The following is a 26,750-nucleotide window of genomic DNA, read 5'->3' as shown; positions in this document are numbered from 1 at the left end:
AAGGGATGGAAATGGAACAACAGGCCAGCGATATCTTCACCCGCGTCGAACATCCGGGGCGTTGCCGCGATCTGCTCGAAACCCTGTGTGCCCAGGGCGACGCGCAGCTGCTGTGCATCTACCAGGAGGAGCAGCCGCTGCCGGTGCTGCTGATGGAGGTCAGTCCCGACGAGGAGCTGGTGCTCGACCTGACCTCGGCGCCCGGCGTGGCCGACATGCTGGAGAAGATGCCCGAGTCCTTCGTGCTGACCGGCCGGGCCGGCGGCACCCTGCTGCAGACCGCGCCGCTGCGCCCGCGCCAGCGTCTGGAAGTGGCCGGCCGGGTGCAGATCGCCTGCGACTGGCCACAGTGGCTGGAAGTGCTGCACCGGCGCAGTACCTTCCGCGCCGAGCTGAACGCGCGCATGGAAGTGCTGGTGACGGTGAAGGCCGAGAACAGCGACCGCCTGTTCGGCGGTCGCCTGCTCGACCTGTCGCTCGGGGGCTGCCGCCTGGAGCTGCAGGCCGCCGGCGGCGCCGCCGAGCTGCAGGCCGAGCATGTGCTCGAGCGCATCGAGCTGCAGTTCCCCAACGGCCAGAAGGTCAACCTGAACGGCGTGGTGCGCCATGCACAGATCAGCGGCGACTGGCAGAGCGTGCGCTTCGGCTGCGGCTTCGGCGAGCTGAGCGCCGAGCTGGAGCGGCGCCTGTGGTTCTATGTGCGCGAGATCGAGCGCGAAGGGGCGCGCACCGCGGTGGGCGGCGACGCCTCGCTGGCGCCCTCGGCGCTGTTCGTGCGTCCCGAGCAGAGCAAGGCGGTCGACAGCGGCCCGCGTCCCCACGGCCTCGACTACGCCACGCCGATGGCCCGCCGCCTGGCGCGGGTCGCGGTGTACCTCAACGGCCAGCTGCTGCAGCTGCAGCAGGGCGGCGAGGTCGATCCGGTGCTGCTGTCGCGGCACAGCGAATTCCTCCTCAACCTGCTCGACGAGGACCGCGAGTCGATGCTGTTCGCCAGCCACTGCCTGGTCGACGACTCGCCGCTGGTGCAGCACAGCATCGCCGTGGCCACCCGCCTGGCCGACCTGATCGCCGCTCGCAACGCGCCGCGCGACCTGGTCAAGGCAGTGGTCGCCTGTGCTCTGGTGCACGACCTGGGCAAGGCCCTGCTGCCGCCGGCGCTGCTGCGCGTCGAGCGGATGAGCGCCGAACAGCGCAGCGAGTTCGCCACCCACGTCGGCATGCTGCGCGCGCGCATGGGCAGCTGCAAGTGGATTCCTGAGCCGGTGATCCGCGGTATCGTCGAGGGCATCAACGAGCGTCTGGATGGCAGCGGCTATCCGCTGGCGCTGAAGGGCGAGCAACTGGGCGAACTGGCCCGGGTCGCCGCGGTGGTCGACGTGGTCGACGCGATGAGCCGCGCCCGTCCGGATCGTCCGGGGCAGGCGGTCAGCGGCATCTATCGCTACCTGATCGGCCGCGAGGCGCAGCTTGACAGCCAGTGGTGCAGCCGTTACATCCGCCACTTCGGGATCATCCCGATCGGCGCGCTGGTGCGCTTCGCCGAGGGCGCGCTGGGCTGGGTGCAGCGTCTGGACACCCAGGGGCGCATCGCCCAGGTGCAGCTCACCGATCAGGCCACCCTGCTGGGTGCGACCCTCAGCGAGCCGCTGACCGGCACCGAGCTGGGCAAGCTGGGCAAGGTCGAGGGTATCATCGTGCCGGAGGCCCGCTGGGCCTGAGCGGGTACGTACTGCATGCCCGCCCCGCTCGGTGTACGAGTCGGGGCGTGGCGCCGATCCGGGTCGCCGCCTGGCGGACGACTCAGGCGGTCTCTTCGAGCAGGCGGCCGCGCATCTTGTCCAGATTGTCGATCACGCGCAGCACTTCCTCGCTGGGAATCTGCCGGATCAGCTCGCCGCTCTCGCGGTCGACGATCTGTGCGACCAGATGCTTGCCCGGCTCGCTGAGCTGGAACTCGACGCCGAAGCCGGCCAGCGACTCGTTGATGCGCTGTACCGGCTCGACCAGTTCCTGGCGGTCGAGCAGTGCCGGCTGGCTGCTCTGGCTCTGCGCGGCGGCGCTGCCGGCGACGGCGGGCAGCTGGGCGAGAGCGCCTTCGAGGCGTTGCCGGGGCGTGAGGTTGACGGTGGCCGGGTTGGGTGTGACGGCGCTGGCATCCAAGAGCGGTGAATTCATGGGTGTTCCCCTCCATACGAAGCATGACTTTTTGTCATGGCACATCGACAAGCATATCGGCTGGCCGCCGCGAGTCTTGAGCGTCGGGCGGTCGGTTCGCGCCTGCCCGCGGCGTGCCGGCAGCCGTGCGCGGCGGCTTATACGATAGTCCGGAAGACGCTGCATCGCCCGGCGATTTGCCGCTACAGTGGCGTTCCCCGGCCATGAGGGCCGCGGGATATCCGGGCAGCCCATACATGTACCTACGCGCCGCGTCCTTTCCGGTCTACCTTCGTGCCCTGGCCTTCGCCCTGCAGGCGGTCGGCCTGGCCAGCCTGCTGGTCGCCCTGCTGCAGCGCCAGGCGCCGCCGGCGTGGCTGCTGCCGGTGCTGGCCTGCGGTCTGCTCCTAAACCTGTTGCTGATGCTCGTGCCGCGCGCGCCGGCGCCGGCTCGTCGGCAGCAGCGCCTCGACGACCAGCAGGCCGACAAGCAGGCCTATGTGGAGGCGCAGCGGCGCATCCTCGGGATGATCTCCACCCGCCAGCCGCTGGCGAGCACCCTCGGCGAGATCTGTCGGCTGGTCGAGTCGCGCGGCAGCGACCTGCGCTGCTCGATCATGACCGCCTCGGGCGACGGCCGCCGCCTGCAACTGGCCGCCGCGCCGAACCTGCCGACCGACTACAGCGAGGCCATCGCCAGCGTGCCGATCCGCGAAGGCATCGGCTCCTGCGGCACCGCCGCCCATCGCCGCCAGCCGGTGCTCAGCGCCGATACCGCCCGCGACCCGGCCTGGACCGGGCTGCACGAGCTGCTGGCCCGGCATGCGTTGAACAGCTGTTGGTCGACGCCGCTGCTGGCCGGCGACGGCCAGCTGCTCGGTACCTTCGGCATCTACCGGTCGCATTCCGCCGGGGTCGAGGCGGAGCTGGAGGAGCGGGTGGCCACCGCCAGCCATCTGGCCGGCCTGGCCATCGAGCACCTGCAGGCCCATGCCCGCCTGCAGGACAGCGAACAGCGCTTTCGCTCGCTGTTCAGCTGCAGCCCCGATCCGGTGCTGGCCTTCGCCCTCGACGGGCGCATCCAGCAGGCCAACCCGGCCGCCTGCGCGCTGTTCGGCCATGACGAGACGCGCCTGTGCGGCAGCCACTACAGCCGCCACCTGCCCGGCGCCGAGGCGCAGCGCATCCTGCCCCGCCTGCGGCGCAGCGCCGTCGGCCAGCCGAGCGGCTTCGAGGTGCAGGGCGTCGACGCCGCCGGCCAGCCGCTGGAGCTGGAGGTCACGCTGATGCCGATCGTCACCGACAGCGGCATCGTCGGGGTGTTCTGCGTGGCCAAGGACATCCACCAGCGCAAGGCCGCCGAGCGCACCCTGCAGGCGACCCTCGACGAACTGGCGCGCAGCAACCGCGAACTGCAGGAGTTCGCCTTCGTTGCCTCCCACGATCTGCAGGAGCCGCTGCGCAAGATCCAGGCCTTCGCCGAACGTCTGCAGAGCCGCGCCAGCGGGCTCGACGACCAGTGCCTCGACTACCTGCAGCGGATGAGCGGCGCGGCGGTGCGCATGCAGGGGCTGATCCGCGACCTGCTGGCCTATTCGCGGGTCGCCACCCGCGCCCAGCCGTTCGTGCGCCTGTCGCTGGACGCGCTGCTCGACGAGGTGCTGCACGATCTGGAGGGCGCCATCGAGGCCGAGGGCGCGCAGATCGTCCGCGAGCCGTTGCCGTGCATCGACGGCGACCCGCTGCAGATCCGCCAGTTGCTGCAGAACCTGCTCGGCAACGCCATCAAGTTCCACGCCCCGGGCCAGGCCCCACAGGTGAGCATCCGCGCCTGGCCAGACGAGGCCGGGCGCCATACCCTGTGCGTCAGCGACCGCGGTGTGGGCTTCGACGAGAAGTACCTCGACCGCATCTTCAACCCCTTCCAGCGCCTGCACGGCCGCCAGGACTATCCCGGCACCGGCATGGGCCTGGCCATCGTCAAGAAGATCGTCGAGCGCCATGGCGCGACGCTCTCCGCCAGCAGCCGGTCGGGCGAGGGCGCGCGCTTCTGCGTGAGCTTCCCGGTCCGCGAGCAAGGAGCCTGAGCATGCAGCCGAACCTGTGCGGCCCGATCCTGGTGGTCGACGACGATCCCGACGACTGCCTACTGCTGCAGGAGGCCCTGCGCGAGTGCCGGGTCGAGGGGCCGGTGGCCTTCGCCCACGACGGCGAGGAGGCGCTGGCCTACCTGCAGCGCTGCCTGCGCCACGACCTGCGCGGCGCCTGCTGCCCGCAACTGATCCTCCTCGACCTCAACATGCCGCGCATGGACGGCCGCGAGACGCTGCGCGAGCTGCAGCGCGAGCCGCGCCTGCGGCACATCCCGGTGGTGATCCTCAGCACCTCCTGCGACGCCGAGGAAATCGCCGCCACCCGCCAGGCCGGCGCCCGCGCCTTCTTCAGCAAACCCGCCAGCTACCAGGGGCTGCTCGACCTGATCGGCAGTCTCGGCCACTATCGCTGCGCCAGCGACACCCCGGAACAGGACCCACCGACATGACCCCCACCGCGCAACCGCTGCGCCTGCTGCTGATCGAGGACGACGAGGACGACTACCTGATCCTGCGCGACCTGCTCGACGAGGCCGCCGGCCTGTCCTGCCACCTCGACTGGGTCAGCGGCCTGGCCGCCGGCAAGGCCGCGCTGGCGCGCGATGCCCACGACCTCTACCTGATCGACTACCGGCTCGGCGCCGACTCCGGCCTGGAGCTGCTCGAATACGCCGGCGAGGCCGGCCGGCTGCGGCCGATGATCCTGCTCACCGGCCAGGACGACACCGAGCTGGATGCCCGCGCACTGGCCATGGGCGCCGCCGACTACCTGGTCAAGGGCCAGTTCGACGCCCGCCAGCTCGGCCGCGCGATCCGCTACGCCCTGGAGCGCAGCGCCGCCAGCGAGCGCCTGCTGCAGAGCAACGCCCGCGCCGCGCTGCTGCAGCGCTGCCTGGAAGCCAGCCACAACGGCGTGCTGATCGTCGACGCGCAGGCTCCCGGCCGCCCGGTGATCTACGTCAACCCGGCCTTCGAGCAGATCACCGGCTACAGCGCCGAGGAGGCGCTCGGCCGCAACTGCCGCTTCCTGCAGGGGAGTGAGACGCGGCAGAGCGGCATCGAGGAGATCCGCCGGGCGCTGGCCGCGCAGCGCGAGGTGCATGTGGTGCTGCGCAACTTCCGCAAGGACGGCAGCGCCTTCTGGAACGACCTGTACATCGCCCCGGTGCCCGACGAGCGCGGGGTGATCACCCACTACATCGGCGTGCAGAACGACATCTCCGAGCGCAAGCACTTCGAGTCGCAGCTGGCCTACAACGCCAACCACGACGTGCTCACCGGCCTGCCCAACCGCGCGCTGATGGAAGACCGGCTGGAGCAGGGCTGCCAGATCGCCCGCCGCTACCAGCGCCAGCTGGGAGTGATGCTGCTGGACCTCGACGGCTTCAAGCCGATCAACGACACCCTCGGCCACGCCATCGGCGACCGCATGCTGGTCGAGGTGGCGCAGCGCCTGGCCGCCGAGCTGCGTCCCGGCGATACCCTGGCGCGCCTGGGCGGCGACGAGTTCGTCATCGTCCTCCCCGACCTGGCCCACGGCGAGGACGTGCTGGCGGTCGCCGAGCGGCTGATCGCCTGCGTGGCGCGGCCCTACCGGCTCAACGAGCTGGACCTGCACGTCACCGCCAGCATCGGCATCACCCTCAGCGACGGCGCCATCGCCCAGCCCATGCAGCTGATCCAGCAGGCCGACCTGGCCATGTACCAGGCCAAGCAGCGCGGCCGCAACAACTACCAGTGGTACACCGAGCACCTCAACCGCCAGGTCAGCGAAAGCATGACCCTGCGCAACGAGCTGCAGAAGGCCATCGAGGCGCTGAGTTTCGAGCTGCACTACCAGCCGCAGATCGATGCGCGCAGCGGCGCGGTGACCGGCTACGAGGCGCTGCTGCGCTGGCCGCACGCCGAGCAGGGGATGATCTCGCCGGCGCGCTTCATCCCGGTCGCCGAGGACACCGGGCAGATCATCCCGATCAGCCTCTGGGTGCTGGCCCGCGCCTGCCGCGACGCCCGGCGCCTGCAGCTCGACGGGCTGCAGGGCGGCGCCGTCTCGGTGAACATCTCGGCGGTGCACTTCCTGCGCGACAACTTCCTCGACAGCGTGCGCGAGGCACTGCGGGCCAGCGACCTGCCGCCCCGCTGCCTGGAGCTGGAGATCACCGAGAGCGTGCTGCTGGAGAACGCCGAGCGGGCCATCGCGCTGCTGCGCGAACTCAAGGCGCTGGGCGTCGGCCTGGCCCTGGATGACTTCGGCACCGGCTACTCTAGCCTGAGCTACCTCAAGGACCTGCCGATCGACAAGGTCAAGATCGACCGCAGCTTCATCCGCGACCTGATCGACGACCCGCGCGATGCCGCCGTGACCCGCGGGATCATCTCCATGGCCCACCACCTCGACCTGCAGGTGGTCGCCGAGGGCGTGGAGACCGCCGCCCAGGCGGCGCGGCTGTTTGACAGCCAGTGCGACGTGTTCCAGGGCTACTACTACGCCCGGCCGATGCCCCTGAGCGAGCTGGAAGACTACCTGCGCCGGGCGCGACCGGCGGCGCTCGGCCTGGCGTGATATGCCGGAAATTCATGTGCGATGGAAGAAACCGGAAAACTGCGCATACACGGGCATTAGACTTTAGTCTAAAATACGCCCACCTTGAACAGCCGGAACACCACCAAGGATTCCACCCATGAACGGCCCCCAGTTACAAAACCTGCTCAATGACCTGAACCCCGCCCACGTCGAATGCGACGGCATGGCTCGCCTGGTGATCACCCGCCTGGCCGAGCAGCGCATTCCCTGCAAGGCGATGCTCGGTCGAGTGGAACTGGATGGTAAGAGTCTGTCACCGCACTTCTGGGTCGAGGCCGATGGTTGCGTCATCGACTTCCACGCCCATCGCCAGCTCGGCGATGCCGCGCGCCTGCCCAACGGCGTCGCCCCGCAGGCCGAGGTCAAGGCCCGCTACGAGGGTCAGCCCATCGTCATCGACCCGCTGCCGGACTACCTGTTCAGCCTGCTCAAGCACTGAACCAGCGCCCGCATCGCTCCCAGACCCCGGCCTCGGCCGGGGTCTGTCGTTTCCGCTAGTCGGTGGCCGGATCAGCCGGTGGATTGCATCTGTACGATGCCCAACTCGTCGAGGAACAGCTCGGCGCCGCGCACGAAGTCGATCTCGTTGCGCAGCAGCTCGTTGAACTCGCGCATGCCGATATCGAAGAGCAGCAGGCTGTTGAGCAGCGCGCAGCGTTTGATGATGGCCTGCAGGCGCTCGACGATCCGCTCCGGCTCCTTGAACTGCAGCAGGCGCGGTTGCCAGTCGGGGCTCAGGGCGGTTTCGGCCTGGCGGATGATGCCGCCCAGGCGGGCGCGGAACGGGTCCTGAAGGAGAGGAGTCTGGCTCATGGGAATCTGCGGGTGTCGTCAGTGGAAGGTGCGGCCGCGCCGGCGGCGCATCCTGCGGATGGCGCCTACTGTAACGCGAAGAGACATTTTTCTGTCGTCAGAAAAGTAGCGTTTGTGCGCTGCTTTCCGCTTTGCCGAGCGGCGCACCCTTCCTCAGACCGCGGCGGTGGCCCCGAGTGCCGCCGGTTGGTACAGCCCCAGTTCGTCGAGGAACAGCTCGGCACCGCGCACGAAGTCGATCTCGTTGCGCAGCAGCTCGTTGAACTCGCGGACGCCCATGGGGAACAGCAGCAGACTGCGCAGCAGCGTGCAGCGCTGGAGAATGCCGTTGAGCCGCTCGACGATCCGCTCCGGCTCCCGGTAGAGCGCCAGCTTGGGTGCGTACTCGGCGCTCAGCGCCCGCTCGGCCTTGGCGATGCTGCCGGCCAGGCGCTCGCGGAACTGGATCTGGAACTGCGGAGGTGAACTCATCGGCGGCTCGGTGGTGGGGCGGATCGGGAGAGGGGAGTGGGCATGCCGGGCGGCGGGACTCTCTAGACCCGCACCAGCCCGAGCAGTCGCCCGGAGGGGCTGAAGTCGAGGCGAAAACGTCCGCGCACGCCGTCGTGGGTCATCACCCGGACCAGCGCGCTGGCCGGAAACACCACGCGCCGGCCATCCAGGCTGCGCGCATACACCTGCTGCGCCTGGCCCTGGTAGTGGGCGATGCACTGCTCGCGGCTGAGATCCAGGGTGATGTCCAGGCTGGGCATGGGCGTGAGTTCGGCGAGAGGGGAGCGCGATGATAAACCGCTGCGCGGTGCTGGCAAGGATTGTGCCGAACCAGGCGCCCATGACGCTCTGTAGAAGCGGCGTTTGCCGCCCGGTCCAGTCGCCCGCCTAGCCTTAGACTTTAGCGCTGTTCAACGCAGCAGGGTCAGCGCTGCCTGGGGCAATTGCCCCGCCTGGCTCAGCATGGCGGTGCCGGCCTGCTGGAGAATCTGGGTGCGCACCAGTTCGGCACTGAGCTTGGCGTAGTCGGCATCCACGATGCGACTACGTGCGCTCGCAGTGCTGATCTTTTCCTGTACCAGATTCACGATGGCCCCCTCGAAACGGTTGCTGAGAGCACCATATTGGCCGCGATAGCGATCCACCTTGTTCATCGCCTGCTGTAGCTTGCTCAGTGCCTCGCGAGCCTTTTCTATAGGGTCAAGCTCGACATCCGCCAGCCCCAGCGAGGCGCTGTCGGAGGGAGTGGGCTCGATAGTCACCGAATCGGGGCGGTTGCCATAGGAGGCGCTCAGTAGAATCTCCGTCGGCGTGCTCAGTGGTGGCGGAGGTGGCGGGGGCGTCACTGTGGGGGAGGGCATCGTGTCCCAGGTGACGGTGGCGGTAAAGGCACCCTGGCCGACCACCAGCAGTACGAGGTCTTCCGTCGCCTCGTCGATATTCAGCCGCTCGACCCGATTGGCGCCATTGCTGCCGTTGTTGTAACCGCCGGTCAGGGCATCCTCATAGCGGTCGCCGTCGCCACTGTAGGTGAAGGTCATACCGTTGTAGGTGCCTGTGGCGCCACCGCTTGCATCGTAGGTCGCCGGACCTTGCAGCAGCTGGGCATCCGAATAGCTGGCCGTAGGCAGGAAGCCGTTTTCCGTGGTCAGCACCAGATTCTTGGCCGAAGCCCCATCGGTGACCTGCCGCTGCATCCAGACGATGTCGGCATCGGCGCCGAGCAGCGGCGTACCGACCAGATGGGTGCCATCGCGGGCGAACAGCTGGATATCGTCATCGGCCCCGAGGGAATCGATGGTCAGGGTGACATTCTTGGCACCTGCCGGCACATAGGCGGTGGAAACGATGCCCGAGGAGAACGAGCCGCCCGAGCCGCTGACCGGGAACTTTTGCCCCAGTGGCGGCGTATTGCCCAGGATCGCGGTTGTCGGCTCGGGTAGCCCCGGCGCCAGCGGGTGTTTGCCGAAGGCCTCGGTGCCTCGGGAAATCCGGTCGATCTCCGCCTTCAGTTGCTTGTATTCGGCATTGATGCTCGCCCGGTCACCGTCCGACAGTGTGCCGTTGGCAGCCTGTACGGCCAGCTCGCGCGAGCGCTGGAGTATTTCGTTGATGCTGTTCAGGCCGCCCTCGGCCACCTGCATCAGACTGATGCCATCGTTGATGCCTTGCGTCAGCTTGTCGCTGGCGCGCAAGTTGGCCGTCATGCGGTTCGCAATGCTCAGGCCGGCGGCATCGTCGGCCGCGGAGTTGACCCGCAACCCCGATGACAGTCCCTCCATCGCACTGCTCATACGCTTCTGCACCGCCTTCAGGTTGTTCAGCGACTGCAGTCCAGGGATGTTGGTCTTGATGTTCAGCATGAGTCTGCACCATTGCTCTTGGTCGATGTGCGCGGCCATTCGGGCCGCGCCATCTCGAACGAGCGGGGCGCGGTGGACGGTCTGGGCGCATGGCATCCATTGCGATGGCGCGCAGACTACCACCTATCGGAAAGGCAATTAAGCCATGACGTATTGCACTGCGACAGGGGTCGTCGCAGCCGGCGCTGAGCGCCCGATACCGCCGCATAGAGTGGGTGAAAGGGGCTTCAATGTAGCCGTGCAATCGCCGCGGCGTAGGCCTCCAGATGCGCGCAGCCTCTGGCAGCCAGTTGCGCTGCCGGGTGCTGGGTATCCAGATGTCCGGTCAGCTCGCGCAGGGTCTGCCACCACTGGCTGTTGTACTCGATCACCTTGGCCTCGAAACCGCGCACGAAGATCTCCATGTCCTTGTGGCTCTTGACCAGCCCGCTGATCTCTCCGATGGCGGCAGCGGCCAGACGCAGCTGATCGATGTTTTCCGCATCGGGAATAATCAAGCCGGAGATACTCAGCGACTGCGCACCTGTGACCTCGACTCCCGGCGCCTGTCGGCCCAGGGCGCGCAGGCGCGGATGGCGATGGGCGGACTCCAGGTAGCGCTGTTGCTGGACTTCCAGACAATGTTGGCCGATCTGAACGCTGCAGGGCACCGAGAAGAAGAACGGTGTCTGACTGTCGACAAAGCCATAGTTCAACAGCGTATCCACGGCATCGAACTGGTTATAGGAGACGAAAAGCTCGCTCTGCTCGCCTTGTGGACGTGTCAGGACGCGCATCACAGCAGGCTGCGGCGTTTCGTGAATCTTGTAGCCCTCTGCCAAGGGGTGGTGGTTGAGGCAGTCCACTAGCGGCATCAGTACATGTGTGTGGCTCGTTCTTCCGCTGTACTGACTGCGCATAAAGAACTTGCGCGAACCCATGAAGCTGTGGGGCAAGGTGGCTTCGATGCTCTGTGGATTCTGTGCGGCAGCGTAGATCTGTTTGCACCCATTAGTGGGGCGAGCGCTGGACAGGTGCTGCATCAGCGCATCCTGATCGTACCAGGCGAAGCCCGGATAGCTGGCCTCCCACTGAGCTAGCTTGCCGGTCCGGTTATACAACTCCAGCATCAACTGCATCACACGCTGTTGTAGTGGGTCGATGTCCTTGCGCACTGGCACAGCACACAATTGACGATCCCGATCAGTGAGCAGAGTGAAGTCCTGCAACGCCGGCATCAGTTGTACCGGCACGCGCATATAGCTGGCGCGCTCCGTATCCGGTCGCGCGCCGCGCAGCGACAGATCGCCGCCCTCGGCATGGATGACCAGTTCGCGGTGCAGCCAGGCACCGTTGTCCAGAAGCAGGCGGCAGAGGTTATGCAGGGGCTCGATATCGCTGGCGTCCCCGGTAAAGATCGGCATGTTCATGGCGGAAGCTCCTATCAGTCCTGCGCGGGACGCGGGGTGGTAGTAATGGGGGCGCGCAGCAGATAGGCGCTGCGCAGGCTGTTGCCGTCGTCGCACAAGCGGATCTCGCGCACGCTCTCGAAGCCGGCGCTGGCGATGGCGGTGGCCATGTCGGCAAAGCCCGGTTCCGGCTCTTCCAGGTCGAAGTTGCCCTGGCTTTCCAGCAGCACCCAGCTGCCGGGAGCGCACAGCGCCAGCAGCCGCTCGCCGAAGTCTTCCCAGTGCAGGCCGCTGCGATGCAGCGCTTCGCTGGCGATGATCAGGTCGAAGGGGGCGTCGTGTGCGTAGTCGTTGAGGGAGCCGGGGACGAAACTCAGGTTTGCCAGCCCCAGGCGTGCGGCGCAGGCCTGGGCCAGGACCCGGTCGGCCGGATGCTCGCTCAGCCCGATACCGGCAGCCAGCGGTACCTGAGCGGCCAGGCCGATCAGCAGGGCACCGTTCTGGCTGTGGATATCCAGAACCCGGGCTGCGCCGGGCAGCAGCTGAGCCAGTTCGTAGGCCGCCAGACGCTGCGTGGTATCGCGGCAGCCAGCCAGGCGCAGCGCCGGCAACGACTGCTCGGGCAGGCCGAAGCGGCCGCGCCCGCTCTGTCGCCAGGCACTCCACAGCGGGCGCAAGGCGTCGCCCAATGCCCGCTCCGTCGCCTGCGGACTGCGCGCCAATGCGTCCACCAGGCGCCCCTGGGCCTGAGCGGAGATCAGCGATGCGGGGCGCATCTCGCTGAGCTGTTGCAGCGTCTGCAGGGCGTGGCCCGGCTCGCCGATGTGTTGCCAGGTATCGGCCAGATCCAGCAGGGCCAGCCCGCGCAGCTCCATGTCGCTGTCGTCGAGCTGCGCCATGGCCTCCCGGCTGGCAGCTTGTGCCTGTTCGTGGGCGCCGGCCATGGCCAGCAGGCTGGCCTGCAGGGCCAGCCAGTGAGCGGCCTGCGGGCTGGCCGCCAGGGCGCTGCTGCACAGCTGCAAGGCTTCGCGGCGCTCGCGGGGTTTGGCGCTGGCGGCCTGCAGTCGGGCCTGCAAGTAGGTCAGGCTGGCATCGGTGTCCTGGGGAAGCGTTTCCAGGGTCTTGCGGGTCCCCTTGGGCTGCCCGGCGCGCCAGTAGGTCCAGGCCAGGCTGGCGGCCAGCGCTGCATCGTCGGGGTAGCGACGCTGCAGACGTTGCAGCAGGGCCTGCGCCTCGGCGTGCTGGCCAGCGTATGACTGCGCCTCGGCAAGGCAGTGCAGCGCCTCACGGTGCTCGGGCTCCTGTTCTAGCCATTTACGGCTCCAGAGAATGGCACCCTGTACGCTACCCCGTGCCAGGCAGGCCAGCGCCCGCTCGCGGATACGCTCCGGCAACGGCTGCTCGCAGACTGCCTCGGCACCGTGCCAGTCGCTCAGCGCATCGGGCAGGCAGCGCTCGGCGCGGGGCAGGCGGGCATGGCCGTAGCGGCGTGCCAGCTGTGTATCGGCTTGCTGCAGCAGGGCGAAACTGGTGGCCGGTGCATCGAAGACGGTATCGAAGAGGAATGCCAGCCGGGTCAGTTGCTCGGCGTCCAGGCGGGCCATGCGCGCCCTGTTGGGAACGAACAGGGCGCTGGCCTTCAGCCAGGCCATTCCCTGTTCGGTGGCTTGGTAGTCCTCCGGCAGTTGCAGCGGCAGGTGGTGCACCTGGGTGAAGCCGTGGAAGCGGAAGCCGTGACGGCATGCCCAGTCGGCGACTTGCTCGAAGCCTGGCTGTCCGGCATGTACTGGCTGGAAGCACAGTTCCACCTGTAGCAGCAGGGTATCGGCCAGTGCCCGGCTGCCTTGTTCGAGGATTGTCAGTGCATCGTGACCGGCGCCCAGCACCAGCCAATCGAGGCATGGCAGCCCTTCGATGGCGTCCAGTTGTACCGGGCTGACCGGCAACTGGGCGATGACCTGGGCCGCGCCCTGACAGCCCTCGGGCAAAATGGCTTCGTCGAGCGGGCTCAGGCTGGCGTTCCAGGCGGGATCGATACAGACGTTGACCTGCTCGGTGCTGCCGTCGCCGAGCATAGCCAGGGGGAGCAGCTGGAAGCGCTCGCTGGTCGGCAGGCTGTCGCGCGGCAGGCTCATGCCCGGATCGAAGCTGATGACATGGAAGCTGCCCCAATCCAGATATTCGGCAAAGCGTGGCTGACGTGCCAGCCAGGGGCCGTTATCCAGCACGACGATGGGGGAATGCAGTTGCCAGCTGAAGTCGTCGGACGACGCCATGGGAGGCTCCTTGATGTGCAATGTCTGGGCGGGGTGTGCGGTTGGCAGTTGCGGCGCGGGCCGGGGCTGCGTGCCTGGCCGGCGACAGGAAAGCGCGGCGCGCGCCTTTTACCCTGCAACGGTCCCGCGGCTTGTACGGCGGCTTTTATAGCATGCGCGATGCCTTGTCGTTTCCGGCCGGCCGGGGGCGGAAACGACAAGGCACCCCGAAGGGTGCCCTGTGGTGCTGCGCCGGCAGGGCGAGCCTGCCGGCGGGCGGCGCTATTAGCGCAGCAGGGACAGCACGCCCTGCGGAACCTGGTTGGCCTGGGCCAGGACGGAAGTGCCGGCCTGCTGCAGGATCTGCGCGCGGGACATCTTGGCAACTTCCTCGGCGTAGTTGGCATCTTCGATACGCGAACGGGCGGTCTGCAGGTTGGTTGTGTTGGTCTGCAGGTTGGTGATGGCGGACTCGAAACGGTTCTGGATGGCACCCAGATCGGAGCGCAGTTCGTCGACCTGTTTCAGTGCGGCGTCGAGCTTCTCCATCGGGTTGGAGCTGGCACCGGTGCTCAGCGAGGCCAGGCTCAGGTTCTCGGTGTCGATTTTGAATGCAGCAACGGTCGGGGTGCTGACATTGGCCTCGCTCGGCTCCAGGGCGATGTAGTAGTCAGCAGCGTCGCCATTTTCCAGTTCAAAGCCCAGCGCCTTCAGGGAGTTGGACTCCGCGACGCTGTTAGCCTTGATATTGACCTTGGCGAACATACTGCCTTCGTCGTCGACAAAGACTTTAGCTGCTTCCAGTTTCACGCTAGCTGCGTCAACGCCCAGGCGCTCAGCCAGCTTGTCGGCTGTGTCTTCTGCGACGGTGGCGCCGGCAACTTTAGTGGTCGAACCATAGGCTGCTTGGAAGTCTGCTGCAGCTGCATCAGCGATAGTGCCTTTCGGGCCGCTGACGTTGAAGTCGGACAGTTTCAGGGTCTCGGCAGTGATCTTCTTCAGGCCGACGCTGATGGTCTCGCCGTCGTTGGCGCCAACCTGGATGTTCAGGTTCTGGTCCTTGGACAGCACCTTCACGCCGTTGAAGTCGGTCTGTTCGGAGATACGGTCGATCTCGGTCAGACGCTGCTTGATCTCGGCCTGGATGGAGGCGCGGTCTTCCTTGGAGTTGGTGTCGTTGGACGATTGCACGGCCAGTTCGCGGATACGCTGCAGGTTGTCGTTGACCTGGTTCAGCGCGCCTTCGGCGGTCTGGGCGACGGAGATGCCGTCGTTGGCGTTGCGCTGGGCCTGGGTCAGGCCGCGGACCTGGGAGGTCATGCGGTTGGCAATGGCCTGGCCGGCGGCGTCGTCCTTGGCGCTGTTGATGCGCAGACCCGAGGACAGGCGCTCGATAGCGGTGCCCAGAGAGCTCTGCGCCTTCTGCAGGTTGTTTTGGGAAACCAGCGACAGGTAGTTGGTATTGATGACGGACATGGAGTGACTCCTTGCTTGCTCAATGTATGCCAGTGGCGAGCTGCGCTGCGCGATGGCTCTGCGCCTGGCGGCAACGGCGCCGTTTGGCCGTTACTTCAGCTATCGGCGGCTGTACGGCAAGCTTTAGGGGGAAAGTGGTTTTTTTTTCTGACGGCGGAGATTTGGCGCTGCAGGGGCGCGAGAGAGGATGCCCGGGAGTGACGTGGGTCACCCATCCTCGCTGCGGCGAGCAGGGGCATGCGGTTAGAAGCTCTTCCCGCGTCCCTGTCGCGGATCAAGGCCGCCGGCAGCGATCTGCTGGAGAATCCGCGATTGCAGCGGGGTGACCCTTGGCATACCCTCGCCCGCCACCATGATGGCTGTTTGGCCATAGCGAAGAATAACGACTGCGTCTGCCCACCTGTTCACGGAGCGTCCATGAACCCCTCAACCTTTATCGGCATCCTCGCCAGCATCATTCTGCTGGCGGTGGTGATGGTGTTTTCCGCCGAAGATCCCATGCTGTTCCTCGATCTGCCGAGCCTGGCCATCGTGCTGGTCGGCACCCTGGCGGCGACCTTCATCAGTTACCCGCTGAGCGAGGTGCTGCGCATCTTCGGGCTGTTCGCCACGGTGATGCGCAACGAGAAGTTGTATACCCAGGACGACATGGAAGAACTGGTCGAGATCTCGCGCAAGTGGATGGGCGGCAACCTGCGTCAGGTCGAGGAGGCGCTGGATCAGGTGCGCAATCCCTTCCTGCGCACCGGGGTGCAGCTGGTGGTGGACAACACCCCGGAGGAGGACATCATCGAGCTGCTGCAGTGGCGCATTTCGCGGCTGCGCGCGCGCGAGCATGCCGAGGCGCAGCTGTTCCGGGTGATGGCCAGCTTCGCGCCGGCGTTCGGCATGGTCGGTACGCTGATCGGTCTGGTCAACCTGATGTTCCTGCTCGGCGACGGCGATATGTCGTCCATCGGCCGGCAGATGGCGATTGCGCTGATCACCACCTTTTATGGCGTGCTGCTGGCCAACCTGGTGTTCAAGCCGGTGGCGGTGAAGCTGGAGCGGCGTACCGAGCAGCGCGTGGTGCTGATGAACATGGTGCTGCAGGGCATCTCGATGATGTGCAACAAGCGCAGCCCGGGCCTGATGCGCGAGACGCTGAACTCGTTCATGGCCCAGTACCAGGACGAGATCAACGACAGCGGCTCCAGCGAACGCGACTACGAGCGCGGTTGAGGGGGCGGCGATGAGCGAGCAGAACGGCGGTTCCGGCGCACCCCAGGCCGCGCCGGCCAATTCCCGGCAGGCCCTGCTGCTGCGCCAGCGCGAGCTGGAACAGGCTCTGGCGCGCGCCAAGCAGGCGACGCGCCGGGTCAAGCGCCAGGCGGCGGACGCGGCGTCGATGCCGGTCGGCGAGGCCGAGGAAGAAAGCTGGCTGATGACCTATCTGGACGTGATGACCCTGCTGCTGGTGATGCTGGTGGTGATGCTGGCCTTCGCCGGCAAGGGCGACGGCCTGAAGAACATGCAGGGCATCGCCGAGGGGCTGGCCGGGCAGCAGGTGCTGCCGAAGAACGCCGGTATCCTGGAAACCTCCGGCAACGAGGTGCCGACCCCGCAGACCCAGTCGCAGGCGCACAAGAAGGACCCGCTGGAAGGCCTGCCGCTGGACAAGCTGGGCAAGGACATCGACGTGGTGGTCAGCGAGGGCACGGTGAGCTTCCGCATCAGCAGCGAGATCCTGTTCCCCTCCGGCCAGGCCGAGCTGAGCCTCGACGGTCTGCGCGTGCTGCGCCAGCTGGTGCCGGTGCTCAACAGCACCGACCATCAGGTCGCGGTGGTCGGGCATACCGATGCGGTGCCGATCCGCAGCGCCCGCTTCCCTTCCAACTGGGAGCTGTCCAGCGCCCGCGCCGGCAGCGTGGTGCGTTACCTGGAGTCCAACGGGGTGAGCAGCAACCGGCTGCGCGCGGTGGGCTATGCCGATACCCGGCCGCTAGCCGACAACGCCAGCGCCGAGGGCAAGGCGACCAACCGGCGGGTCGAGCTAATCATGGAAACGCCGCAGTAGCAGCTGGCGCCGCGTTCGCCGGGTGCTCGCCGCCCGGCGAGCCTGCCGGTCTGTGTGCCGGCTTCGGGGCGGCGGCCGGCGCTCCTTGCCAAGCGGGGGTGATGGGTCAACAATCGGCGGCAAAATGACCGGCGCGCCGGGGCCGCTGGCCCGCGCCGCCGGTCGCGCGGCGCGCGGTCGCCGCGTACCTGCCACCCTTGCGGAATACCCCGATGGCCGATTTTGCTCATTCCCTGCGCCTCACCCCCGAACAGCTCAGCAGCCAGTTCGATCCCGACAGCCTGCGTTTCGCCAACACCGACGAACTCGATCCCTTCCGCGGCGTGCTCGGCCAGGAGCGCGCGGTGGACGCCCTGCAGTTCGGCGTGGCGATGCCGCGGCCGGGCTACAACGTGTTCGTCATGGGCGAGTCGGGCACCGGGCGCTTCTCCTTCGTGCGCCGCTACCTCAAGGCCGAGGCCAAGCGCCAGGCCACGCCCAGCGACTGGGTCTACGTCAACAACTTCGACGAGCCGCGCGAGCCGCGCGTGCTGCGCCTGCCGCCGGGCACCGCGCAGCGGCTGATCGCCGATGTCGACCAGCTGATCGACAACCTGCTGGCGACCTTCCCGGCGGTGTTCGAGACGCCCACCTACCAGCAGAAGAAGAACGCCATCGACCGCGCCTTCAACCAGCGCTACGACGGCGCCCTGGACGTGATCGAGAAGCTGGCGCTGGAGCGCGGCATCGCCCTGTACCGCGACAGCAGCAACATCGCCTTCACCCCGATGAAGGACGGCCAGGCGCTGGACGAGGCCGAGTTCGCCCAACTGCCGGAGGCCGAGCGCGCGCGCTTCCACGCCGACATCGCCCACCTGGAGGAGCGCCTCAACGAGGAGCTGGCCAGCCTGCCGCAGTGGAAGCGCGAGTCGAGCAACCGGCTGCGCCAGCTCAACGAGGAAACCATCACCCTGGCGCTCGAACCGCTGCTCTCGCCGCTGTCGGCGCAGTACGCGGAGAACGCCGGAGTGTGCGCCTGGCTGCAGGCGGTGCAGGTCGACCTGCTGAAGACGGTGGTCGACCAGCTGGTCGAGGACAACCGCGCCGATGCGCAGAAGAAGCAGGCGCTGGTCGAGTACTACGGCCCCAGCCTGATGGTCGGCCATGCCCGCGACGGCGGCGCGCCGGTGGTGTTCGAGTCGCACCCGACCTACGACAACCTGTTCGGGCGCATCGAGTACAGCTCCGACCAGGGCGCGCTGTACACCAGCTACCGCCAGCTGCGCCCCGGCGCGCTGCACCGCGCCAACGGCGGTTTCCTGATCCTCGAAGCGGAGAAGCTGCTCGGCGAGCCGTTCGTCTGGGACGCCCTCAAGCGCGCCCTGCACGGCCGCCAGCTGAAGATGGAGTCGCCGCTGGCCGAGCTGGGGCGCATCGCCACGGTGTCGCTGACCCCGCAGCTGATCCCGCTGCAGGTCAAGGTGGTGATCGTCGGCTCGCGGCAGATCTACTACGCGCTGCAGGAGCTGGACCCGGATTTCCAGGAGCTGTTCCGCGTACTGGCCGACTTCGACGAGGACATCCCGCTGGCCGACGACAGCCTGGAGCAGTTCGCCCAGTTGCTGAAGACGCGCACCTCGGAGGAGGGCATGGCGCCGCTGACCAACGAGGCGGTGGCGCGCCTGGCCACCTACAGCGCGCGGCTGGCCGAGCACCAGGGGCGCCTGTCGGCGCGCATCGGTGACCTGTTCCAGCTGGTCAGCGAGGCCGATTTCATCCGCCAGGTGGCCGGCGACGAGCTGACCGACATCGGCCACATCGAGCGCGCCCTGAAGGCCAAGGCGACCCGCACCGGGCGCGTCTCGGCACGGATTCTCGACGACATGCTGGCCGGGGTGATCCTCATCGACACCGACGGTTCGGCGGTCGGCAAGTGCAACGGGCTGACCGTGCTGGAGGTCGGCGACTCGGCGTTCGGCGTGCCGGCGCGGATTTCCGCCACCGTCTACCCGGGCAGCTCGGGGATCGTCGACGTCGAGCGCGAGGTCAGCCTCGGCCAGCCGATCCACTCCAAGGGGGTGATGATCCTCACCGGCTACCTGGGCAGCCGCTACGCCCAGGAGTTCCCCCTGGCGATCTCGGCGAGCATCGCCCTGGAGCAGTCCTACGGCTACGTCGACGGCGACAGTGCTTCGCTCGGCGAGGTCTGCACGCTGATCTCGGCGCTGTCGCGCACCCCGCTCAAGCAGTGCTTCGCGATCACCGGCTCGATCAACCAGTTCGGCGAGGTGCAGGCGGTCGGCGGGGTCAACGAGAAGATCGAGGGCTTCTTCCGCCTCTGCGAGGCGCGCGGGCTGACCGGCGAGCAGGGGGTGATCATCCCCTGGGCCAACGTCTGCAACCTGATGCTCGATACCCGGGTGATCCACGCGGTGCGCGCCGGGCTGTTCAACGTCTACGCGGTGCGCACCGTGGACGAGGCCCTCGGCGTGCTGGTCGGCGAGCACGCCGGCAGCGCCGATGCCTGCGGGGTATTCCCGGCCGGCTGCGTCAACGCGCGGGTGGTCGAGCGCCTGCGCGAGATCGCCGAGCTGCAGGAGGAGATCGCCGCCGAGGAGGAAGAGGACGACAAGGCCGGCAAGGACGACGCCCCGGACGAGGCGGCGCCGGCTTCGGCCGGCTGAGCGTTTTTCGACCAGCGCCCGCCCGCCGGCTGCGTTCTGCGGCCGGCGGCATCTGTCCCCGCGCCATCCACGGGGTTATCCACAGCGACGGTGGATAACCGGCGCTGTGCAAGGCGCTGCGGCGGGACTAGGCTCACTACAAGCCCCCCGCGAGGACCGTCGCCATGTCGCGCCACCTCTGTCTGACCCGGCAATGCCCGGGAGTCGTCACCCGCATCGAGTTCGTCGTGCGTCCGCTGGCCGGCGGGCAGGGGTTGTGGAGCCTGCTCTGCGCCGCCGGGCTGGACGCCGCCCAGCCCGCCACGCTCAAGGCCCAGGGGCCGTTCCACGGCGCCGCCGAGGCCCATGCGGTGCTGCGCGAGATCGTCTCCAACCTGCTGCGTCAGGGCTACCGGCTGGTCGACGGGCCGGCGATCTGGGCCCTGCACCTGCAGGGCGAGCTGCGCCGGCAGAACGCCGGTCGCGGCCATCCGGGCGGCAGCTGGCTGCGGCAGCCGCAGCCCTGAACGACCCCGTTGCCGGCGGCGGGCGCGGCGCGCGAGCCGTCGGGCCGGCGCTTCCCCCCTGACCGGATGACTGCCCGCCATGGAACGCCTGATCGAAAATGCCATGTACGCGGCCCGCTGGTTGCTGGCGCCGATCTACTTCGGTCTGTCGCTGGCGCTGCTGGCGCTGGTCCTGAAGTTCTTCCAGGAAGTCTTCCACGTCCTGCCCCGGGTGTTCGAGCTGGCCGAGATCCAGCTGATCCTGGTGCTGCTGTCGCTGGTCGACATGGCGCTGGTCGGCGGCCTGCTGGTGATGGTGATGATCTCCGGCAGTCCGAATGTAGGTGTGTAGGCACCGCAGTCAGCAGGATCTACAATGCGGACAAATGACGCTGCTGAGGACGTCGTCCGATGTCACGCAATCAGATAAAGACCGGAAAAAGTCGCTACGAGTCCCGCGCCCGGCGCGTACTGATTCCTGAGTTCCGCTTCCAGAAAATAAAGTTCCTTTCGACGCATCATGATGGCAATCCCAATGGCGTGCCTGATTATGTGTTCTCAGCCGATGAGGACGGGTATTACCCAAACTTCCCAATTCTAATTCAGGGTGATGGCCGGCCTTGGAGAATCGGAAATCTCTACCTCACAAATAAGCTCAAAAATGAAAGTGGGTATGAGTCGAGAACCTTTCGAGGCATTGCCGATCATCTGCTGGACTATCTTCGCTTCCTTGAAGATGAACAATTGGATTATTTGTGTTTACCGAAGAATGATCGCCTCAAAGTCACGTTTCGCTACAAGCGGCGACTCGAAGAACAATTGAGGAATGGCGAGTTGTCCGCCAGCAATGCTAAGGCGCGCATTAACGCCGTAGTGAACTTCTATCGTGAAATCATGAATTGGAATCTGGTTGATAGAAGTCTGATTCAGAATGCTCCCTTTGAGGAAGTCGGGCGCCACATCACTGTGACCTCACAGTATGGCATCCAGAATTCCATAAAGATCAAGTCGCACAATCTCACCATTTCGACGCCGAAGAAGCAGCGGCAATCAGACTATATCAATGACGGTGGCGAGTTGCGCCCCCTAACGGTCGAGGATCAGGAGAGTGTTCTTAAAGCGCTGCTGGCTTCCTCGCGTGAATATCAGTTGATGTTTTACTTTGCACTATTTACGGGGGCGCGAATCCAAACTGTAGGCACCATGCGCGTCAAGCACCTCAAAGGAAAAATGGATGGTGATGGAGATTTAAGGCTACCCATAGGACACGGCACGGAGATTGACACGAAGCGCGGAAAGCCGATGCAACTGCTTGTGCCTGAATGGCTGGTCAAAGATATGTTGATTTATTCCCGCAGCCCGGAAGCCATCAAGCGGCGAGAGCGCTCGTTTTACGGTGACACGGAAGACAATTACGTTTTTCTAAGCAGGAATGGCATCCCCTACTACACGAGCAAAAAAGAGATCTACGATAGGCGCGATGCCAGTGTGAGCCGGAAGGCCGGCATGTCAGATCGGGCTCTGAATGTTTCAATTCAGGATGGCGCGTCACTGCGACAGCATATTCGTGAAATTTTGCTGCCCCGTATTTATTCCGAAAATCCGAGCTTTCAGGACTTTACGTTCCACGATCTGCGCGCAAGCTTCGGTATGAACCTGCTCGAAAGTCAGCTGAAACATATGGGCGACCAGCGCATTACTGCGGCGCTGGAGTACGTTCAACAGCGCATGGGGCACTCTAGCAAAGAAACAACCATGCAGTATTTGAATTACAAGTCTCGCCTGCAATGGAAAAACAGCGTCCAGCATGAATTTGAGTCTCAGTTATTCAAGCATGTGAACACAGCGGCTAACGCGGACGGCCTTGTATGAGCAATGAGTTTGTTCAGCGCCAGGTCATCACCGTCGACTACAAGGATGTAAATATTGAGGTCATCCAGCCGCAGCTTGCTGTATTGGCGGCTGACAATCCCGTTGACCCAGGCCCGCTATACATTGATGTGGGCGCTCTCTGTTACCGACGTCGGAATAGGTCAACCAATCAGCAGATCGGCACTCCGGTCGATATTTCGTCGCTCGACAATTCTCGAATCCCCTTCGTGCGGGCGCTAATCGAGGAGTTGAGACTGTCCCAAAGTAGTTCCAGAGCAATTCACCAATTCGTATTGAGCAGATATTTTGTTGACTGGCTAGACGTTCAAGAGCAGCCCTATTATTTTGATAATGTCGCGTCTATGAAGAACGCCTATTGCGAATATACGCGGAATTTGCTGCATCGAGTGAATAGCTCGGGTATCGGTGGGCAACCACTTAAACAAGTGACTGCATCGCAATATCAATCCGGTGCGCTAACAGTGGTGAGGCTTGCAACAGGCCTTAGTGAGCCTGAGGTCAAGGGTATTACCACTTTAATTACTAAGCGACGCGATCAGGCGAGCCATGTAAACCTGAAACTCCCGAGTGCCGATGAGCAGGCAAAGACATTCGCCACCCTGCTCAGTTTTATTGATGAAGCACATCGCATCCTGGTTGGAAATGGAGAGGTGCCGCTGCATCTCGTCTCACCCAGCGGCGAGTCCTGCTATCTGTATACAGTGGAGGTTGATAGCGGGAGAACTAAGACCGCAGACTTTAGTATTGCGAACCTGCTGCTCAAATCCCCGGTATTTCCTACGTTGGACCAAGTAAAAGTGCACTTTGGGCTGGTCGACGATAGAAAAGCTATAGAAAGCGCAAGAGGCGCTTACAGGTCATCAAGAAGGATGTATGAAAAAAACAACAAGGACTTTCGATCTGCTCTTAGGCAGAGATTTGGTAATCATGCCGTAGTGGCGGGCATGCTGGCATTTATCGCCGCTACAGGTTGCAATCTGAGTGTTGCTCAAGCGCTTGAGGTCGATACGCTTGAATTTGTGCCGAGTACGAAAGGTAAGCGTTTCTCAGGAACCAAGGGGCGGGCCGGCGGAAAAACCGTTGTGCCAGAGTTCGGACTGCGGTTCGCGCCAGTATTCCAGAAATATCTTAAATTGCGCGAGTGGGTTTTGAACGGTAGCGATAGTGCGCTGGTGTTTCCGTATTTATCTGCTAAACATGGAATTACGCAGGTCGGCGGTTCCTCTATCGATGCGCTCAGGATGCTCTTTTCTAAAACGCTACCCCGAACAATGTGGGTCACGCCCAGACAGTGGCGGAAAAATGTTAGTTATCAATATGTGAAGTTGAGCGGTGGCGATATGACGCTGACCGCCGAAAAACTCAGCAATACCGAAGACATGGTTCGCCAAGCCTACAGCCGGCCCGCCCTAGAGGACTTCGCCGGGGAAATGGCCAGTTTCTTTGAGGCGATGCACCAGGCGGCGGTTGATCGCACGCGCACTGTAGAGCGAATTCCAGTGCGTATCCTCGACGAAAAGAGACCCGAGGCCGTGACGGGAGCAGGGGCGTGTGAGAAAGCGCCTGAGACGCAGCCAGAGCGCGCCCAGGGCTTTACTGAGCTGGCACCCACGCCCACTTGCCGCGACCCTGAAACCTGTTTGTTCTGTGAGTTCTATGCGGTTCACGCCGACGAAGAGGATATGCGACGCCTGCTGTCGTTGCGTTACTTGATCCAGTCTATTAAACACAAACAACCCATTGACCATTGGCAAAGCAAATTCGGCCCGACTGTTCATCGCATTGACGAAGTGCTGTCAGCCATGCAAGACGCTGATGGCGACAGTCAATCAACGATCAACCGGGTACGCGAAGAAGTCGAATCCGGTGATCTTGATGAGTTTTGGGCTATCCACTTCGATACACTGGTTACGCTAGGAGCCGTGTCGTGAGCATTATCGCCTATCTTCAGCTTAACCAGTGGCAACAGCATCAGTTGCCCGATAGCTACGCCAACGAATCGGACCACCTTGCCGTTGGCGGTGATTTTGTAATCTCGCGCGCGGCGACGGGCGAGGTTGTTTCGCGCTATCAAGATAATGTGTGGAATATGAAGATGTACGACGCCAGAGGCGTTTGCATCTATGACTTCGTTAGTTGGGCCGATGGTTCGGAAAATCCGCTGGCTACGGTCATTGTCGAGGAAATGAAGTGCATTCAATTTGCGCGAATGTATTTATTTCCAATGCCGCGCAAGCCTGTGTCATTAACAATGAGCACCCTTAGAAAGCTGGTGTATCTGTCGTTCAGAAATAATCTGTCACTGACTCAACTATTTGAGAGCGAAAATATCAATCGATTTTTTCTGCCAAGCTTTGCGCTCCTAGAGCGAGATGCTATGGGTCGCATGCTTACTTTTCTCAAAGAGATATTTGAATTCCGGGTAAAACACCCTGATTTTACGATTGCACCGGCCAGTTATGAGCCTATTAAACTCATGCAGGCGATCTACGATAAGAGTTCCAAGTGGGGTAATGGTGAGCAGCAACAAACCAAGCTGATTCCGACCAGAATCTACGCTGCTTTTATTGCGGCAATCAATTCTGAGCTAGATGCCTTCAATGAGCATCGCGATGCGCTAGTCGCGTTTTGCCGGAAGCGGAAAGAAAACCCGCGATTCGGCGTGTCTGAAGCTAGAATGTACCTTTATAAAGAGGGTGTTGTCTGGTCGGACTTGGTTTCACTTTTTGGGTTGCGTTCGTTGTTTGAGAAGTATTCAATTGCGGACGGTGCCGACCTGCGTAAGTATGTTGGTGAGATTCAATGCGCCGCAAAATACTGGATTCACTTTTTTTCGGGTATGCGTGATAATGAAGCCCGATGTCTTCCAGCTGACGCCTATCAAACTATTGAAATGGCCGGCGCAGATTTTTCGATATTGCGCGGTTATACGTCGAAGGTCGCCGGTCAAAATCAGACGGAAACATTCTGGATAACTACGCCCGCTGCTGAGAAAGCTGTTGTCGCGGCTCGGTGTGTCGGGGAGATCACTGCGCTGTGGAACGATCTTGATTACACCGACTTAAGTAAGTCTCCACTCTTTCCTTCGCTTAAATTTTCCAATGATTACCGGGAATTTAAGTGCTCTCCCGTGGCGGGGGGGCGCGCTATGTTGGTAAGAAAAAAACGACTATTTTCACGGTGGCCTGAAATAATTGTGCAGGAAGCAGATATTCGTGAGTTGGAGCAGTTTGATGGCTTTCGGGATTGGCGAAACGACCCTGACGTTCAAATCGGTCAGCCCTGGCCGCTGGCGACTCACCAGTGCCGGCGCTCGCTGGCCGTCTATGCGGCGCGCTCAGGGATGGTTTCAGTCGGTTCATTGGGTCTGCAATTCAAGCATCTGACCGAAGTTATGACCTCGTACTACCGGAAGGGCAGCGCCTTTGCCGTGAACTTTCTGCAAACAGACGAAGCACAAGGCTGGATGGAGGAGCTGGAGTGCGAACGCCTCAAGTCGCAATATATCAACTACGAAGCAAATGTAATCAATAGCGCCAGTCGGCTTTGGGGCGGGGAAGGCAATCGCATTCAAGTAGCACGCGATAAAGGCCAGCCACTCATCATTACGACCGACCGAGCTATGACTGAAAAGAAGTTCCTCAAAGGCGAAATGGTCTACAAGATCGGCCCGATTGGTGGCTGTACCAACCTCGAACCCTGCGACAAGATTTCCTTCACCAGCATATTTGCGTGCATGGACTGCGAGAATTCCATTCTCGATGACGACCGCAGCCTGAAAAATATCCGGCGCGGTCTGGATAACCTGAAGCGTGAGAAATCCCTGTTCGCGGTGGAGAATCCTCAGTACAAACAACTTGAATCCGAAATTTCAGCGATCTACGAGAAGCTGGAGAAGACCGGTCTGCTGGAGAAAATGGAGGCGATGGCATGAGTGCAGTTGATAATTATCGCGCAGCCCTACGGCGACTGATCGAAGGGAAGCCGAAAAGCGTACCGAAAGGCTCTGCGATCAATAAAGACACAGTGGCCTTGGAGGCCGGCCGCAAGCGTGGCTCGATCAAGAAGAGTCGGGCTGAACACGCGGAGTTGATTGCCGAAATCGAGGCGGCAGCAGCGGCGGTGCAGCAAGAGTCTTCCAGGCTGTCTGCATCAGAAGACGCGAAGAAGCAGAGAGCCCTCAAGCAAGCAGCAAAAGATCAGCTAAACGTTTTTAAGGCAGAATATGAGCTTGCCCTTCAAGAGATTGCGACGTTGGCGCAGGAGAATTACTCTCTCCAGCATGAGAATGACTCGCTCAAACAAAAGATCAGTGAAATCACCGCCGAAAAACAGCACAGCAATGTTGTGCCGTTGGGCAACCTCCATTGAGCAGCGGCCGGCGTAGGAGGACAGTAAAGTATCATTGCGGCTCTCAGCGATTATGTGGTCCGAAAAATGCTCGAAAAATTTCCTGTGGAAACTTACTGAGCCGAGCTATCAGGTCAGTTTTTCGCAGCACTATCGGCAGCTGTTGTTAACTTGCCTCTGACG

21 protein-coding genes and 1 pseudogene are annotated in these 26,750 nt (G+C 63.8%); 14 read left to right on the top strand and 8 right to left on the bottom strand.

Annotated features, from left to right (window positions below; translation table 11 throughout):
• Positions 1 to 5: 5 nt before the first annotated feature.
• Entirely contained in the window at positions 6 to 1,721 is a 1,716-nt protein-coding gene (locus BLU22_RS03580; RefSeq protein ID WP_231975267.1) for a PilZ domain-containing protein, read from the top strand.
• Between the two features lie 82 nt (positions 1,722 to 1,803).
• Here the strand turns inward: BLU22_RS03580 and BLU22_RS03575 are convergent, their stop codons facing one another.
• Entirely contained in the window at positions 1,804 to 2,178 is a 375-nt protein-coding gene (locus tag BLU22_RS03575) for a flagellar protein FlaG (RefSeq protein WP_090212177.1), read from the bottom strand.
• Between the two features lie 236 nt (positions 2,179 to 2,414).
• Here BLU22_RS03575 and BLU22_RS03570 point away from each other — a divergent pair, with 236 nt between their 5' ends.
• The 4 genes from BLU22_RS03570 to BLU22_RS03555 all read left to right on the top strand — a co-directional run bounded on the left by BLU22_RS03570 (position 2,415) and on the right by BLU22_RS03555 (position 7,273).
• Positions 2,415 to 4,244 (top strand): ATP-binding protein, encoded by a 1,830-nt coding sequence (locus tag BLU22_RS03570; RefSeq protein WP_162274132.1) that lies wholly within the window; start codon positions 2,415 to 2,417, stop codon positions 4,242 to 4,244.
• Positions 4,245 to 4,246: 2 nt separating this feature from the next.
• A complete protein-coding gene (locus BLU22_RS03565) occupies positions 4,247 to 4,699 on the top strand; it encodes a response regulator (RefSeq protein ID WP_090212174.1) in 453 nt (150 codons plus the stop codon).
• Entirely contained in the window at positions 4,696 to 6,813 is a 2,118-nt protein-coding gene (locus BLU22_RS03560) for a putative bifunctional diguanylate cyclase/phosphodiesterase (protein ID WP_090212172.1), read from the top strand. The genes BLU22_RS03565 and BLU22_RS03560 overlap by 4 nt, the downstream gene beginning before the upstream one ends.
• 118 nt (positions 6,814 to 6,931) lie before the next feature.
• Complete coding sequence (locus tag BLU22_RS03555; RefSeq protein ID WP_090212171.1) at positions 6,932 to 7,273, top strand: hypothetical protein; 342 nt, start codon at positions 6,932 to 6,934, stop codon at positions 7,271 to 7,273.
• 71 nt (positions 7,274 to 7,344) lie between these two features.
• On the opposite strand, the gene BLU22_RS03550 is transcribed toward BLU22_RS03555, so the two are convergent.
• The 7 genes from BLU22_RS03550 to BLU22_RS03520 all read right to left on the bottom strand — a co-directional run bounded on the left by BLU22_RS03550 (position 7,345) and on the right by BLU22_RS03520 (position 15,120).
• Entirely contained in the window at positions 7,345 to 7,647 is a 303-nt protein-coding gene (locus tag BLU22_RS03550; protein ID WP_090212169.1) for a hypothetical protein, read from the bottom strand.
• A 153-nt stretch (positions 7,648 to 7,800) separates the two neighbouring features.
• Complete coding sequence (locus tag BLU22_RS03545) at positions 7,801 to 8,118, bottom strand: hypothetical protein (protein ID WP_090212168.1); 318 nt, start codon at positions 8,116 to 8,118, stop codon at positions 7,801 to 7,803.
• Positions 8,119 to 8,180: 62 nt separating this feature from the next.
• Complete coding sequence (locus tag BLU22_RS03540) at positions 8,181 to 8,399, bottom strand: DUF2835 family protein (RefSeq protein WP_090212166.1); 219 nt, start codon at positions 8,397 to 8,399, stop codon at positions 8,181 to 8,183.
• A gap of 150 nt (positions 8,400 to 8,549) precedes the next feature.
• The gene (locus BLU22_RS03535; protein WP_090212164.1) at positions 8,550 to 10,001 is read right to left on the bottom strand and encodes a flagellin N-terminal helical domain-containing protein; all 1,452 of its coding nucleotides are present in this window, start codon (positions 9,999 to 10,001) and stop codon (positions 8,550 to 8,552) included.
• 227 nt (positions 10,002 to 10,228) lie between these two features.
• Positions 10,229 to 11,410 carry an SET domain-containing protein gene (locus tag BLU22_RS03530; protein WP_090212162.1) on the bottom strand — a complete coding sequence of 394 codons (1,182 nt, stop codon included), beginning with the start codon at positions 11,408 to 11,410 and terminating at the stop codon, positions 10,229 to 10,231.
• A 14-nt stretch (positions 11,411 to 11,424) separates the two neighbouring features.
• Complete coding sequence (locus BLU22_RS03525; protein ID WP_090212161.1) at positions 11,425 to 13,665, bottom strand: class I SAM-dependent methyltransferase; 2,241 nt, start codon at positions 13,663 to 13,665, stop codon at positions 11,425 to 11,427.
• Between the two features lie 264 nt (positions 13,666 to 13,929).
• A complete protein-coding gene (locus tag BLU22_RS03520; RefSeq protein WP_090212159.1) occupies positions 13,930 to 15,120 on the bottom strand; it encodes a FliC/FljB family flagellin in 1,191 nt (396 codons plus the stop codon).
• A 417-nt stretch (positions 15,121 to 15,537) separates the two neighbouring features.
• On the opposite strand from BLU22_RS03520, the gene BLU22_RS03515 reads away from it, so the two are divergent.
• The 9 genes and pseudogenes from BLU22_RS03515 to BLU22_RS03475 all read left to right on the top strand — a co-directional run bounded on the left by BLU22_RS03515 (position 15,538) and on the right by BLU22_RS03475 (position 26,588).
• Entirely contained in the window at positions 15,538 to 16,341 is an 804-nt protein-coding gene (locus tag BLU22_RS03515; protein WP_090212157.1) for a motility protein A, read from the top strand.
• Positions 16,342 to 16,351: 10 nt separating this feature from the next.
• Positions 16,352 to 17,176, top strand: a complete 825-nt coding sequence (locus BLU22_RS03510) for an OmpA/MotB family protein (protein WP_090212156.1) — start codon at positions 16,352 to 16,354, stop codon at positions 17,174 to 17,176.
• Between the two features lie 212 nt (positions 17,177 to 17,388).
• The gene (locus BLU22_RS03505; RefSeq protein WP_090212154.1) at positions 17,389 to 19,839 is read left to right on the top strand and encodes a Lon protease family protein; all 2,451 of its coding nucleotides are present in this window, start codon (positions 17,389 to 17,391) and stop codon (positions 19,837 to 19,839) included.
• Positions 19,840 to 20,003: 164 nt separating this feature from the next.
• Positions 20,004 to 20,345 (top strand): PA4575 family protein, encoded by a 342-nt coding sequence (locus BLU22_RS03500; protein ID WP_090212152.1) that lies wholly within the window; start codon positions 20,004 to 20,006, stop codon positions 20,343 to 20,345.
• 79 nt (positions 20,346 to 20,424) lie between these two features.
• Positions 20,425 to 20,664: pseudogene (locus tag BLU22_RS03495) on the top strand (YqhA family protein); the annotation flags it as partial.
• 71 nt (positions 20,665 to 20,735) lie between these two features.
• Entirely contained in the window at positions 20,736 to 22,196 is a 1,461-nt protein-coding gene (locus BLU22_RS03490) for a tyrosine-type recombinase/integrase (protein ID WP_090212151.1), read from the top strand.
• The gene (locus tag BLU22_RS14925) at positions 22,193 to 24,148 is read left to right on the top strand and encodes a hypothetical protein (RefSeq protein ID WP_157718967.1); all 1,956 of its coding nucleotides are present in this window, start codon (positions 22,193 to 22,195) and stop codon (positions 24,146 to 24,148) included. The genes BLU22_RS03490 and BLU22_RS14925 overlap by 4 nt, the downstream gene beginning before the upstream one ends.
• Entirely contained in the window at positions 24,145 to 26,151 is a 2,007-nt protein-coding gene (locus BLU22_RS14920; protein ID WP_157718966.1) for a hypothetical protein, read from the top strand. Before BLU22_RS14925 ends, BLU22_RS14920 begins: the two co-directional genes overlap by 4 nt.
• Positions 26,148 to 26,588 (top strand): hypothetical protein, encoded by a 441-nt coding sequence (locus BLU22_RS03475; protein ID WP_175578014.1) that lies wholly within the window; start codon positions 26,148 to 26,150, stop codon positions 26,586 to 26,588. The genes BLU22_RS14920 and BLU22_RS03475 overlap by 4 nt, the downstream gene beginning before the upstream one ends.
• Positions 26,589 to 26,750 lie beyond the last annotated feature (162 nt).

The organism is Pseudomonas guangdongensis, assembly GCF_900105885.1.
Taxonomy (GTDB): Bacteria; Pseudomonadota; Gammaproteobacteria; order Pseudomonadales; family Pseudomonadaceae; genus Geopseudomonas; species Geopseudomonas guangdongensis.
The sequence above is the reverse complement of the archived record's forward strand: the minus strand, read 5'-3'. Positions and strand labels throughout refer to the sequence as shown.

Coding starts and splice junctions, on each gene's coding strand:
- BLU22_RS03560 (WP_090212172.1), top strand. CDS start 4,696: ATGACCCCCACCGCGCAACCGCTGCGCCTGCTGCTGATCGAGGACGAC.
- BLU22_RS03515 (WP_090212157.1), top strand. CDS start 15,538: ATGAACCCCTCAACCTTTATCGGCATCCTCGCCAGCATCATTCTGCTG.
- BLU22_RS14925 (WP_157718967.1), top strand. CDS start 22,193: ATGAGCAATGAGTTTGTTCAGCGCCAGGTCATCACCGTCGACTACAAG.
- BLU22_RS03545 (WP_090212168.1), bottom strand. CDS start 8,118: ATGAGTTCACCTCCGCAGTTCCAGATCCAGTTCCGCGAGCGCCTGGCC.
- BLU22_RS03510 (WP_090212156.1), top strand. CDS start 16,352: ATGAGCGAGCAGAACGGCGGTTCCGGCGCACCCCAGGCCGCGCCGGCC.
- BLU22_RS03570 (WP_162274132.1), top strand. CDS start 2,415: ATGTACCTACGCGCCGCGTCCTTTCCGGTCTACCTTCGTGCCCTGGCC.
- BLU22_RS03550 (WP_090212169.1), bottom strand. CDS start 7,647: ATGAGCCAGACTCCTCTCCTTCAGGACCCGTTCCGCGCCCGCCTGGGC.
- BLU22_RS03500 (WP_090212152.1), top strand. CDS start 20,004: ATGTCGCGCCACCTCTGTCTGACCCGGCAATGCCCGGGAGTCGTCACC.
- BLU22_RS03525 (WP_090212161.1), bottom strand. CDS start 13,665: ATGGCGTCGTCCGACGACTTCAGCTGGCAACTGCATTCCCCCATCGTC.
- BLU22_RS03555 (WP_090212171.1), top strand. CDS start 6,932: ATGAACGGCCCCCAGTTACAAAACCTGCTCAATGACCTGAACCCCGCC.
- BLU22_RS03520 (WP_090212159.1), bottom strand. CDS start 15,120: ATGTCCGTCATCAATACCAACTACCTGTCGCTGGTTTCCCAAAACAAC.
- BLU22_RS03575 (WP_090212177.1), bottom strand. CDS start 2,178: ATGAATTCACCGCTCTTGGATGCCAGCGCCGTCACACCCAACCCGGCC.
- BLU22_RS03490 (WP_090212151.1), top strand. CDS start 20,736: ATGTCACGCAATCAGATAAAGACCGGAAAAAGTCGCTACGAGTCCCGC.
- BLU22_RS03540 (WP_090212166.1), bottom strand. CDS start 8,399: ATGCCCAGCCTGGACATCACCCTGGATCTCAGCCGCGAGCAGTGCATC.
- BLU22_RS03565 (WP_090212174.1), top strand. CDS start 4,247: ATGCAGCCGAACCTGTGCGGCCCGATCCTGGTGGTCGACGACGATCCC.
- BLU22_RS03535 (WP_090212164.1), bottom strand. CDS start 10,001: ATGCTGAACATCAAGACCAACATCCCTGGACTGCAGTCGCTGAACAAC.
- BLU22_RS03530 (WP_090212162.1), bottom strand. CDS start 11,410: ATGAACATGCCGATCTTTACCGGGGACGCCAGCGATATCGAGCCCCTG.
- BLU22_RS03505 (WP_090212154.1), top strand. CDS start 17,389: ATGGCCGATTTTGCTCATTCCCTGCGCCTCACCCCCGAACAGCTCAGC.
- BLU22_RS03475 (WP_175578014.1), top strand. CDS start 26,148: ATGAGTGCAGTTGATAATTATCGCGCAGCCCTACGGCGACTGATCGAA.
- BLU22_RS03580 (WP_231975267.1), top strand. CDS start 6: ATGGAAATGGAACAACAGGCCAGCGATATCTTCACCCGCGTCGAACAT.